Below are 11,254 nucleotides of genomic sequence, written 5' to 3' on the forward strand. Positions count from 1 at the left end.
CTTGAACATTGAGGTCTCACAGCGCTCCGCGTGAGTACTTTCCATCGCCTTCATGGCATCAGGCCAGGTCAGAGTCCACGAGGCGGGTGACAAACGGTTTGGTCCCCTGGGGACGCGCCGCACCGGGCTGAAGCCGTTAGATCGTAGTCACTCACAGTCAACTCACCGGTGGAACGCGTGATGGATCAGTGGCACCGCTTACACGCTGTCAAGTCCCGTCCCGGACAACTCCTGAACGAAGCAACCGAAAATGACCTCTTACCACACTGTTCCCTCCAATGAACCTGACGCAGCCTTGCGCGGCTTGGTCGAGCGGTGGCCCGGTTGGCGGTTCTGGCTGCCCCTCGTGTTCGACGGGGACGCCGTCCCCTGGTATGCGACGCGGGGTGGTGCCCAGCGGCTTCCCACCCGCGAGGAACACCGCCGCGGTCTTCGCTCAACGGTGCACGCCGATACCGCCGACGCCCTGGAGGCCCTGGTCAAGGGCCAGGACGCCCTGGAGCAGGTGCTCACCGGCGAGGGCGTCATGAAGAAACCGCTGCTGATCCGGCAGTGAGCTCCGCTGTCCCCGCGCAGCCCCGACGCATTCCCTGCCGGGATTGCGCCTCCGGCCCTGCTGCGCCTCACCTCCGAAAAGCTCCGAAGGAGCCGAGCAAATGATCTCTCGCGCTATCAACCTGCCCCTGGACCCCGCGCAGGCCTTGCGTGACCTGGCCGGGCAGTTTCCCGGGTGGAAGGTCTGGCGGCCCCGCGTGTTCGACGGCGAGTTCCCCGGATGGGCCGCGACCCGGCTCGGCCGGCCCCTGACCGTCCAGGACAACAAGCACGGCCTGGAGGAGACCTTGTTCTCCACCACCCCAGATGACCTGAAGCAGCGGCTCACCAAGCAAACCGCGCTGGAGAAGCACCTCGATGAGACCGGCCTCCTGGGCGTGCCCCTTCGAGCCACGTGAGTGCCCCCGGCCAGGTCGACCTGGCCGCAACCGCAATGAACCCGGACGGCTGCGTGCCAGCGAACCCCCAGGGCGGGCTGTTCACCGGTCCCGCTGTAGATGTCCCCACGATGAAGTGATGGCCCATCATGACGCAGACCCCCATGACCCGACCGCATCACCCGTACCGGTTCGAAAGGAGTGTTGCGGCGGTGCCGGCCTCGGTCGGGTTGGTGCGTGACCTCACCCAGGTGCGCCTGACCCGCTGGAAGGCATCCCACTCCCTGGTCGAGGACGCCTTGCTGGTGGTCAGCGAGTTGTCCACCAACGCCGTCACCGCGACCCCCGGCGGCCGCATCACGGTCAGGATCGACCGGGAGTCGACCGGTGTCCTGCTGGCGGTATGGGACGCCAGCCCGGCGGTGCCCGTCCGCCGGCCGACGGCCGAGCCGTCTTTGGCGGCGCTGGACCTGGACCCGGCCCGTTTCGATGACAACGGCGGCCACGGCCTGGGCATCATCACCGCCCTGGCCCACCAGTGCGGCCACACGCCCACCGCGCCCACGGGTAAATGGGTGTGGGCCCGGCTCAGGGAGTAACCGGCAGGAACGGCCGGCACGGTTCCAGGTGACCCCCATGCCGGCGCTCGTCCGGCCCTGGCTCACCCCCCTTTTCTGGAAGGAGTTCGTGGATTCTCATGCGTGGTGATTTTGTGCTTGGGGAGTTCAAGTGGTTGCGCCCGGGAGAAGCGTCGGTCATGACAGGGGCGTCGGTGGCAGCGCTGGCCCGGTGGGCGGACAAAGGACTGCTGACCTGTTTCCGGATGGGCACCGACAAGGGCGGTGAGGGGTCCGGGCCGCGCCGGTACTGGCGTCATGAGATCGACATCATCGTCGTCGCCACGATCATCTGCCAGATCGACCGACCCGACTCCCGGTTCGTGGAGTTCGTCTACCGGAGTGCCGCTACGACGCGCGGGCCAACGAAGCCAAGGAAAGCGACCCCCGGCGATGACCGGGACTCCCTGCCCAACGAGCTCGATAACCGCTACGAGCGCTGGCTACGCGACCTTCCCGCGCCACCACCGAAACAGGTCAATGCTCGCCCTGCGCCTGGGGCCGGCACCCGGAGGGCGGCGACCACCCTGATCCGGCGCCTGACCACCGGCAGCCGGACGTGAACTCACCCCACGCCGACAAGCGGGCTGGAGGCTCCGCACCAACCGATCACGACTCCGCACACCAAGACCGCCAGGACCTGTACCGCAGCCTCGCCCTACGCCTCACCTACGACCTGGGAAAACACGAAATCCGGACCGAAGTGAACCTCGATCCGGATCGGTTGGCCCCTACCCATGATCACCACCATGGGGGAACGGTACGTGTCCGAGGGGCGATCACAACCAATCGCACATGTTCCCGGCTACCCCATCGGCGATGTGTACCGGTTGGCGGTTGGCTGATCGGTTGCGGGTGGCGTCCAAGCTTAACGGGCGCCGTCCACGTTGATCGCAAACGTTCGGGCACGGTGAAGTAATGCAGTACAGGTCGTGTCATGGGCAGGGGTGGTGTAGCGCTTCTGAAGCTCACCCCCGCACCAAGAACACCAGGCCGGCTCATCCAGCGGGCGGAGAACGCGCGGTGTATGGGCTGCTAGACGGGCTGACTGGCGGCGTTGCGGGGCCTGCTGCGGGTTCCGCGGGATTAGATCACACGTAGGTGGTTCTCTTGTTGGTGTCCAAGCAAGTCGGCAAGCTCGTTGATTTTTTTCTGCACAGCGGCTATTGATGCACGCAGTTCGTCGTCAGCGACCACGATAAGGTCGCCAGGGTCGATTGATTCAATATTCTTTACTGCGCTATTGAGAGTTTTGCGAAACTTGCTTCGCTGCTCGCGGGTAAGAATTTCTGGATCTGCTTCGATGGTCGAAGAAATAATTTCACGAACAGCACCGTAGGCGGCTTCTATTTCTTCTTCCGCAATATCCAGGTCGTTGACTTTTGAAAGGTGTTCTGTGGCCTCCTTTTTGGCTTCGTTGGTCAGCTCAATAAATTGTCCTCCTGGAGTTCTCGCCTTCCCCAGTTCAGCTGCTTGGCGGATATATTCTACTTGCTCCGCTCGTCGAGTTTGAGTAGAAATATCCTTGCGGAACTCTGGGCTTTTTGCCATAGTCATGGCCATGCTTTTTCGTAGATCCGAATCATCCTGCATCCGGTCGGCGAGGGCTGCTCTGGCTGCTTCTGCGGTCTTGGCATCGGCGAGAATTGCTGTCCGCATTGCGGAAGGGTGTTTTGTGACCTTCAAAGCCTCGGTGTAGCTTGTTCCTGAAGCTTCAGCTTGCTGCGCGATGTTCTCGCGACGATCAGTGCTCTGTTCATACATCGTGAAGTACTCAGCCCATCCCTCCGGATCTGGTAGTTCGACAACCTGACCCGGTACTAGATCTTCTGCTGGCTGGACCACCTGCGCGTCCGCAGCACGAGCCCAGGCACGGTAGAAACGCATGACTCTTTCACGGGAGCATCCGGCTTTGAGGGCGAATTCTCCTGCAGAGACCTTCTCATTGCTGTATGTATCCGAAGTTTCCGTCGCAGTTGCGTCTTTGCCTGATCTGCTTCGACCGCTTCGCTTGTTAGGCCGAACGCTACGGGCGACCATTAGGCCGAAGATCCATCCTCCGTTTCGCGCATAGGTGCCGAAATCTTGTGCATCTTTAGTAATTGGATCAACTTTGCCCTGGTCTGAGGCTGGGAGCCTTGTGGCTGATGTGCCTAGTGCATCTGCCAGGAGGGCCAATGACTCAATATCCCCTTCAAGAATACGCACGAGCTCGTTGACGGTCTTGCCGAGCCCTCTTGAGGGGGCTTCTGTTAGAAATGACTCAAAGTTTGAGTGACTAACCTGTTCACCCCGCGGAGTTGTGAAGTTCCGCCACGAACCCTCCTCTAGAACTTGTCGGATAAGTCCAGGTATGGAGTCCAGCCCGTTCAATGTGGAACGTAGTGACGAGCTGAGGGCGTTGACTAGAACCGCGTTGCCGTCTGAGGTGTTCATGCTTCTGCCTCTCTCTGCCAGGTATCGATCAACTGGATACGCTTCATAAGCGTATCCATCTTGGCGGTTTTCACAATGTCGCCGAAGTGGCGGTTGAGGGCTGCATGGATGTATTCGTGTGGCTTGCCCGTTGTGATTGAGTACTTGCCGACCTTTCGCTGTAGGAGCCGGCGAACCTCTTGCTTTTGGTCGGCTAGGGGCTTCTCCGTAACCCGCGAATCCTTCCTCTGCTCTGGAAGCTGTGCTCCGGCGGTTCGGAGAAGGAGTGCTACGTACTCGACGGTCATGCCGCGCGGTGGCTGGCCCGTCCGACTCATGACAGTTTGTGCATAGTTCATTTCATCCGGCGTAACGAATTCTCCATTTGCGATGGTTGAATGATGGACCGCCTCGGATGAGCCGACGGTTTCGAAGGCTGGTAGAAGGGAGGTCTGCGCGGCGGTATCTCCGTCGCTGTCTTGTATCTCCCGGACTCGTTTTTCCTGGTCGGCGATGACCGCGTCTACTGTCTTCTCAATCTCCCGAGCGTGTGACAGAAGAGGTTCGACGGATGGGATGAACAGGCGGGCAGTGGTTTCATCCTCCTCTCCCCGCATCCTGACGAATCTTCCGACGACCTGGATGAAGAACATTTTGGTGCGAACCCGGGACGCGTAAACCCCGACCGCGAGCCTTGGGATGTCCACGCCTTCGGCGACCATCTGTACTGCAACGATCCATCGGCTTGTGGACGATGTGAAACTCTTGATCACTTGGGAAGCCGTCGGATCGTCAGACGTTGCGATTGCGGGCTTCTCGCCTGTGATTTGTTCAAGAATCTGAGCATACGCTCTGGCAGCATCTTGGTCGAATGCGACGACAAGACCGCCTGCGTCATGGGTGTCAATCCGGGCGTTGGTCAGCGCGTTGTTCGCTTCCCGTAGGACGGATGGAATCCATTGGCCGGCCGGGTCAAGTGCTGCTCGAAGAGCCGGCGGAACAGTCTGCTCATCTGTGTCAGTCAACGCAATCGATGTGATGGCCCTGTCGCCCGCACGGCGCCACTTGGACTCGCCGTCCATGGATGGAAAGACGGCGGGCCGGACTACGCCTCCGTCGGCCAAGGCCATGCCATAGTCGTAGTTGTAGCCAGGAACTGCTTTGCGATCATGGTACTCAACGAACGGGATTGGTGTCCCGTCGGTGCGAAAAGGGGTACCGGAGAGGAGTAGTCGACGGTGCGCAGGCTCGAACGCACTCTTCAGCGCTGGCCCCCACCTCTGCTCGTCTCCTTCGCCAGCGTGGTGGATCTCGTCGAAGATCACGAGAGTCCTCTTGCGGGAGCACAACGTGCGCCAGAGCGTCGGCTCTGTAGCGACAGCTTGGTAGGTAACCGCGACTCCGTCGAAGTCCGAGCTTACGACAGCGTTACGATTGACAAAGGTGTGATCAAGTTGGATGCCCATTCGGGACGCGGCTTCCGACCACTGGCGACGTAGGTGCGCGCTCGGTACGACGACGATCGTATTGAAAATCTCACCGCGGCTGATGAGGTCCTGCACCAGAGTGAGGGCAAAGGTCGTCTTCCCCGCGCCCGGAGTTGCGACGACGAGGAAGTTGCCGTCGGTGCCGCCTGAACGGCTATGGTACCGCTCACGGCATTCTTGCTGCCAGTCTCGCAGGCCGAACGCATTTGCCATGGGCCCACTCCCCTTTTTCAAGTTGCATGTTGGGCAGGTTGCTTGCCCGTTGACCACATCAGTGGGTCCGCTGTTGGACCAGGCCGTGACGTGGTCAGCGTGCCACCCGGGCTCTAGCTCTTGGCCGCAGCTGACACAGTGTCCATCGGCTGCGAGGTACAGAGCAACGTGCTCGGAACTGTTGAACACTCGACGCGGGTCGCGTGGCCTCTGCGAGACTTCTGTCATGAGGCCGCAGCCTACCGTTCGGGTATGACAATTTACTGAAGCACAGGCGGGCTGTAGGGGCAAGTCAAGGTAAGTGTTGGAATGTCGCATATATCCAAATTGTCTCATTTTCAAGATCGTGAATTGATTTATGTGCGGCTGATTTTGGTGATTAGTGATGGTCTTTAGCCGGCAAGGCCCGGGCTGCCGGTTGGGATCCTCTTTGTGATCCTTGGTCAACGTCTCCGAGCCCGCATGAGCGTGCGCCCAGCTCCGCCTCGAATATCGAGCTAGAGGGTGTCTGGAAAGGATCAAGGTAGGCAGACCGGTCGTTGCAGCTTGTGGGGAGGCTGGCGATGGCTGAGCGGCGTGTGTGCCCAACTGCCGGCGGCCGCGAGGCAGCCAGGAGCACATTAGGTCGATACTCGATCTTCTTGAGCTTGCGTTTGATCAGACGGGCCAGATCTCGGATCAGCTGCTGGCTATCGGAAGATCGCCGATAGGATTTGAAGAGACAAGACTGAGCAGTGGACGGAACCGTGACATGGGCTACAAGAACGAAGCTGAAATCAAGCAGGCGCTTGGGATCGAGTCCTGGAGGAACCTCTCCAAAGACAAGATGATCAGGTTCGTGGCCATGATGCCTGACATGGGAACTGAGGTGGCCCTAAAGATCGTTGAGCAGTTCCCCGTGTTCAAGGATTTCGCCATAGATGCTGTAGATGCGATGGAGGGAGCGCATGAGTCCACTCTCTCGGCTAATAATCAAAGCCAAGAGCACGTCCATCGGGCCTTCCAGGAGATCAGGGAAATTCTCAAGGCTGAGCTCAGCAACGGTGACCTGAGTTGGAAACAGAAGAAGTACCTCATCGAGCAAATCCAGGAAACTGGAAGACTAGAGTTTCAGAAGGATAGCGAGAACAAGCATTTCTTGGATGGGATGTCCAGGAAGATGATGCTTGGCGCTGGTGTTGTAGTTGCCCTAGGCGTGGCCTTTGTTGGCGGCAGGGTAATGGCCGAAAGTAAAGATAGCCCCGAAAGCTCCCTGGAGGCTTGACCCTAATTCCTCGGTGGGTCGCTGGCCGTGGCCGCGGGTGTCGTCCAAGGGCTCGACAAACACAAGAAGGTCAAGGACCCCGCCCTCCGCTTTCGGGGCGGCTACACGCTCGCGGTCCTGGAACGTGAAGCACGATGGCGCCGGTTTCGTCACCCGTTTTGAGGTCGAGTCGGAGTTCTTGAGCCGGTACCCCATCCAGCAGGCCGGCGGGCAGACGATCCTCGAGCTCTGGGTTCCGGCCGAGGAACTGGATGACTTCAACGCCCACATTGTCGGCGAGATCCAGGTGGTCCACGAGTTCCGCTGAGGCGGGAAGATCTACTGGTAGGGCACGCTATGGTCCGATGATCTTGCTGTGGCCGGTGTGATCACGGTGTCGAAGCCGTTCTGGATAGCCCCGTTCACCGGGCTGAGCCCGTGCGCGTTCGAGAAGCTGGTGACGGTTCTGCGGCGTGAGGGTGCGGACGCGGTTCGCAAGGGCCGGTCGTGGGGCCTTCCGCTGAGGGACCGGGCACTGCTGGTTGCGGCTTACTGGCGCACGAACCTGACTATGCGCCAGCCCGCCTCACTGTTCGGGGTGCCCAAGCCGGGCAGCGGACCGCTGGGTCATCGACCAATCTTGCTACTGCCCGGAGTTGATGGAGTTACTCAAGGGTTTCTTCCCAGAAGGTTCCAAACAGATCACATTTTACGGTTTGAGTGCCTTCGTAGACCCAGTACGAGCAGACGACTATGTGACCCTGACCATCCCTGGACCCGGGAATGCGGGCCTGCCAAAAATTGGGAAAGTCGGGCACGCGCTTGGCGAACATGTAAGGGTCGTCGAAAACTCCGTGGATCCAGCGGAGCACGCCTTGCTGAACGCTCTCAGGCGGGGAGTCGGACTGGACCCACCATCCAAATGCTTCGAGGAAGCCTTCGAGCTCCCACTCCTCCGGTCGCTTAACCACCGCTGGTGAGCCTCGCTCGGATCTCCTCGCGGCTGTCACGCTGGCGCGATCGATCGCGGCGGGCTTCGGCGCCGGCCAACCACTGGGCGAGCTTCGCCTCATCGAGGTGGGGACGCTCCTCAGTATCGTCTTGAGCTTCCTTGTCCTCGAAGTACTTCTTGATCCAGTCGAGTTCGATCTTTGCGCGCTTTTCTCCCGTGACCTGCCGGATGTTGTCGGCGGCCTTCCAGGGGACTTCGCTGTGGGTCAGGCGGACGAGGTCGCCAGCGCTCAGCGTGCCGTACCGACTGATCACGTACCCGACCGTATTGAGTTCTGCCTCATCGAGCTCTTTGGGTAGAAGCGTGGCGTCTGGGATCTGTACGGCGTACTTCTCCTCGCCCCATAGGGCTGACACGACCGGGCCCAAGTCCCAAGCGACGATCGACTCCGAGAACAGTGGCTCACCGAACGCAGCGAGATGGTGTCCCTGGCAGTAGTAGAGAAGCTTGTGCAGCTTCGTCGTAGACAGCCCAGGGAGCCGGTCCCGCAGGGCTGCGGCAACATCCCGAGCCGATACTGTCATGGGCTCATGGTAGGGCCCACCCGCCTGCGGCTGAAGACACATTTCATCACCCCACACTTTCGAACACTAGTTCTAGTATGCGCCTCGGGGCTGACATCCCCACTAGGAGGGTGGTCATGTCAGCAACACCCGGGCAGGAGCCACGCCACCCCATGGGTTTCCTTGAACAAGGCCAGGCATCGTGTGAAGCGTCGCAACATCAGCTGGCTTAGCTGCTCAGGCGTCTGCACCCGGCACCCAGGCGGATCTCCACCGGGCGACCAGGTTCGGCGGGGAGAGGGCTCGCCAGTCATTGGGCAGTCCCAGTCGGCCGAGTAACTGCGCACGGCGGGTGCGTCGGCATGTCCACTAGGTTCCGTGGGCGGCACCAAGAGCCGTACGACCACGCTGAACATGGTGCCTGTGAATGTTCTCTTTGCTCGAGCGGGGGTGTCCGCCTGCCTGGGGTGCCGGGTGGAGGGAGTGTCCCCACGTGGGGCTGACAGCGGGTGCAGAGGCATGGGGGATGTTGCTGTTCTGCTGCTCTCGCCCGCCTGCTGCGTTTTGTCGGGGGCGCTCCCTATCTTGTTTCTACGGGAGGAGGTAGTGGTGCAGACGGAGATCCTGAAGGCGTTTCGGTTTGCGTTGGATCCGACGTCTGTGCAGGTTGCTGCCCTTTCCCGGCATGCTGGTGCGGCCAGGTGGGCGTTCAACCATGCTCTCGCGGCCAAGGTCGGCGCGCATGAGCGGTGGCGGGCGGAGGTAGCCAAGCTTGTCGGGGACGGTGTTCCTGAGGAGCAGGCTCGTAGGCAGGTGCGCGTCCCGGTTCCGATGAAGCCGGCGATCCAGAAGGCGTTGAACGCGGTCAAGGGTGACTCTCGCAAGGGCTTGGATGGTGCGTGCCCGTGGTGGCATGAGGTCAACACTTACGCGTTCCAGTCCGCTTTCATCGACGCGGACCAGGCGTGGAAGAACTGGTTGGACTCGTTGTCGGGGAAGCGGGTCGGCCGCCGGGTGGGGTACCCGCGGTTCAAGAAGAAGGGGCGGGCCCGCGACTCGTTTCGCTTGCACCACGACGTGAAGAAGCCAAGCATCCGGCTGGCCGGGTACCGGCGGTTGCGGCTGCCGAGGATCGGGGAAGTCCGGCTTCATGACTCGGGGAAGCGTCTGGCACGGCTGATCGACCGAGGTGACGCGGTGGTGCAGTCGGTGACGGTGTCGCGGGGTGGCCATCGCTGGTATGCGTCTGTGCTGTGCAAGGTCACCGTGCAGGTACCGGATCGGCCGTCACGGCGCCAGCGGGAACGAGGCGCTGTTGGGGTGGACCTTGGCGTTAAGGTCCTCGCGGCTTTGTCCAAGCCACTGGTGGTCGACGACCCGTCGAGTGCCCTGGTGCGGAATCCGCAGCATCTGCGGCAGGCCGAGCGGCGTCTACTGAAGGCTCAGCGGGCGTTGGCGCGTACACAAAAAGGTTCAGCCCGACGCGAGAAGGCCAAGCGGCGAGTTGGTCGCGCGCATCACGAGGTTGCTGTGCGCCGGCATGCTGCGCTCCATCAGATCACCAAGCGCCTGACCACCGGCTTCGCGGTCGTCGCGCTTGAGGATCTGAACGTGGCCGGTATGACAAGGTCAGCGCGGGGAACAGTGGCAGCGCCGGGAAAGAACGTGCGGCAGAAGGCAGGCCTGAACCGCGTCATCCTGGACTCCGCTCCAGCCGAGTTGCGTCGCCAGGTGAACTACAAGGCCACCTGGTATGGATCTGAGCTGGCGGTCGCAGACCGCTGGTTCCCCTCGAGTAAGACCTGTTCGGGTTGCGGATGGCAAAACCCACACCTGAAGCTGTCCGACAGGGTGTTTCGTTGCACAGACTGCGGGCTGGTGATGGACCGGGACATGAACGCGGCCCGGAACATCGAACGCCACGCAGTGCTGATCGATCGAAACGTCGCCTGCGATAGGCGGGAGACGCTAAACGCCCGTGGAGCATCCATAAGACCAACCACCTCTCGGGGCGGTAGGCACGACGCATCGAAGCGGGAAGGCTCCGGCGCTCGGCCTGAGTCACCTCAGCAGAGTGATCTGCTGACGCTCCCAACCTTGAATAACGAAACGGCAACGCCTCCATAGCGGTGCAGGTCAATAAGGGTCGGCCCCACGCGTGTAGGGAGCGATCGTCGGCTACGACGCTCGCGATTCGCCTGGATTTGTCGGCCCCACGCGTGTAGGGAGCGATCGTACGAGCACCCAGGGTGGGCGCCACGAGGAGTGTCGGCCCCACGCGTGTAGGGAGCGATCGGGCTGGGGCTCTTTGCATTCCACCTCGCGGCCGTCGGCCCCACGCGTGTAGGGAGCGATCGACACAGGGCGCCTCCGCATGGCGGGGGCGCTCGTCGGCCCCACGCGTGTAGGGAGCGATCGCGAACCATTGCTTCACCTGCGTCCAGGTCAGTGTCGGCCCCACGCGTGTAGGGAGCGATCGGTCCAGGCCCGACATGGTGAGCGCGGTGGCGGCGTCGGCCCCACGCATGTAGGGAGCGATCGGGCCCTGCCGTCCTAACCTGAGGGTGACGAGAGTCGGCCCCACGCGTGTAGGGAGTGATTGAGAGCAACCGGCGGGTACCGCCCCCGCTACTCGTCGGCCCCACGCGTGTAGGGAGCGATCGGGGATATCAGGTCACCGATTGGAGAGCCGTGAGTTGGCCCGCGTGTGTGGGGAGGGTCATATGACTGGTCGTACCCGATCGACGCCGACGAGTGGCTCTCCTAAGGGACAGAGCGGTCGGAGAAGGTTCTCGGGCCAAGGAGGCTGGTGACTAGTGGATTGCCGGGCAC

At 61.5% G+C, this 11,254-nt stretch carries 9 protein-coding genes, 3 pseudogenes and 1 CRISPR repeat array; of the genes and pseudogenes, 8 read left to right on the forward strand and 4 right to left on the reverse strand.

Annotation, left to right across the window (positions count from 1 at the left end; translation table 11 throughout):
• Positions 1-295: 295 nt before the first annotated feature.
• From DPM19_RS34930 to DPM19_RS23370, 4 genes are all read left to right on the forward strand, one after another.
• Positions 296-556 carry a hypothetical protein gene (locus tag DPM19_RS34930; protein ID WP_158566863.1) on the forward strand — a complete coding sequence of 87 codons (261 nt, stop codon included), beginning with the start codon at positions 296-298 and terminating at the stop codon, positions 554-556.
• Positions 557-656: 100 nt separating this feature from the next.
• The gene (locus DPM19_RS23360) at positions 657-953 is read left to right on the forward strand and encodes a hypothetical protein (protein ID WP_111870134.1); all 297 of its coding nucleotides are present in this window, start codon (positions 657-659) and stop codon (positions 951-953) included.
• 191 nt (positions 954-1,144) lie between these two features.
• Positions 1,145-1,531 (forward strand): ATP-binding protein, encoded by a 387-nt coding sequence (locus DPM19_RS23365; protein WP_158566864.1) that lies wholly within the window; start codon positions 1,145-1,147, stop codon positions 1,529-1,531.
• A 158-nt stretch (positions 1,532-1,689) separates the two neighbouring features.
• Positions 1,690-2,112, forward strand: coding sequence for a hypothetical protein (locus DPM19_RS23370; protein ID WP_146778967.1), 423 nt, complete (start codon positions 1,690-1,692; stop codon positions 2,110-2,112).
• Between the two features lie 523 nt (positions 2,113-2,635).
• Here the strand turns inward: DPM19_RS23370 and DPM19_RS34935 are convergent.
• The 3 genes and pseudogenes from DPM19_RS34935 to DPM19_RS37090 all read right to left on the reverse strand — a co-directional run.
• Positions 2,636-3,985: a hypothetical protein gene (locus DPM19_RS34935; protein ID WP_146778968.1), complete on the reverse strand. Its 1,350-nt coding sequence runs from the start codon at positions 3,983-3,985 to the stop codon at positions 2,636-2,638.
• Positions 3,982-5,664, reverse strand: coding sequence for a DEAD/DEAH box helicase (locus DPM19_RS23375; protein WP_233510663.1), 1,683 nt, complete (start codon positions 5,662-5,664; stop codon positions 3,982-3,984). Before DPM19_RS23375 ends, DPM19_RS34935 begins: the two co-directional genes overlap by 4 nt.
• An 18-nt stretch (positions 5,665-5,682) precedes the next feature.
• A pseudogene (locus DPM19_RS37090) lies at positions 5,683-6,285 on the reverse strand (HNH endonuclease signature motif containing protein); the annotation flags it as partial.
• Between the two features lie 130 nt (positions 6,286-6,415).
• Between DPM19_RS37090 and DPM19_RS23380 the strand changes: the two are divergent.
• The 3 genes and pseudogenes from DPM19_RS23380 to DPM19_RS23390 all read left to right on the forward strand — a co-directional run.
• Entirely contained in the window at positions 6,416-6,928 is a 513-nt protein-coding gene (locus DPM19_RS23380; RefSeq protein ID WP_111870138.1) for a hypothetical protein, read from the forward strand.
• A gap of 109 nt (positions 6,929-7,037) precedes the next feature.
• Positions 7,038-7,235 (forward strand): annotated as a pseudogene (locus DPM19_RS23385) (ADP-ribosylation/crystallin J1); the annotation flags it as partial.
• A 48-nt stretch (positions 7,236-7,283) separates the two neighbouring features.
• A pseudogene (locus tag DPM19_RS23390) lies at positions 7,284-7,514 on the forward strand (transposase family protein); the annotation flags it as partial.
• 356 nt (positions 7,515-7,870) lie between these two features.
• Here DPM19_RS23390 and DPM19_RS23395 read toward each other — a convergent pair.
• Complete coding sequence (locus tag DPM19_RS23395; protein ID WP_111870173.1) at positions 7,871-8,443, reverse strand: Panacea domain-containing protein; 573 nt, start codon at positions 8,441-8,443, stop codon at positions 7,871-7,873.
• Positions 8,444-9,031: 588 nt separating this feature from the next.
• On the opposite strand from DPM19_RS23395, the gene DPM19_RS23400 reads away from it, so the two are divergent.
• Entirely contained in the window at positions 9,032-10,549 is a 1,518-nt protein-coding gene (locus DPM19_RS23400; RefSeq protein ID WP_199485240.1) for an RNA-guided endonuclease InsQ/TnpB family protein, read from the forward strand.
• Between the two features lie 18 nt (positions 10,550-10,567).
• Positions 10,568-11,085: direct repeats of the CRISPR family, unit length 29 nt; unit sequence GTCGGCCCCACGCGTGTAGGGAGCGATCG.
• Positions 11,086-11,254: the final 169 nt, after the last annotated feature.

Origin of the sequence: Actinomadura craniellae (assembly GCF_003289645.1) — a bacterium.
In the GTDB taxonomy this organism is placed as follows: Bacteria; Actinomycetota; Actinomycetes; order Streptosporangiales; family Streptosporangiaceae; genus Actinomadura_D; species Actinomadura_D craniellae.

What these genes read in the sequence shown, in the direction of transcription:
- DPM19_RS23360 (WP_111870134.1), top strand. Translation starts at nt 657, where the DNA reads ATGATCTCTCGCGCTATCAACCTGCCCCTGGACCCCGCGCAGGCCTTG.
- DPM19_RS23370 (WP_146778967.1), top strand. Translation starts at nt 1,690, where the DNA reads ATGACAGGGGCGTCGGTGGCAGCGCTGGCCCGGTGGGCGGACAAAGGA.
- DPM19_RS34935 (WP_146778968.1), bottom strand. Translation starts at nt 3,985, where the DNA reads ATGAACACCTCAGACGGCAACGCGGTTCTAGTCAACGCCCTCAGCTCG.
- DPM19_RS23375 (WP_233510663.1), bottom strand. Translation starts at nt 5,664, where the DNA reads ATGGCAAATGCGTTCGGCCTGCGAGACTGGCAGCAAGAATGCCGTGAG.
- DPM19_RS23380 (WP_111870138.1), top strand. Translation starts at nt 6,416, where the DNA reads ATGGGCTACAAGAACGAAGCTGAAATCAAGCAGGCGCTTGGGATCGAG.
- DPM19_RS23395 (WP_111870173.1), bottom strand. Translation starts at nt 8,443, where the DNA reads ATGACAGTATCGGCTCGGGATGTTGCCGCAGCCCTGCGGGACCGGCTC.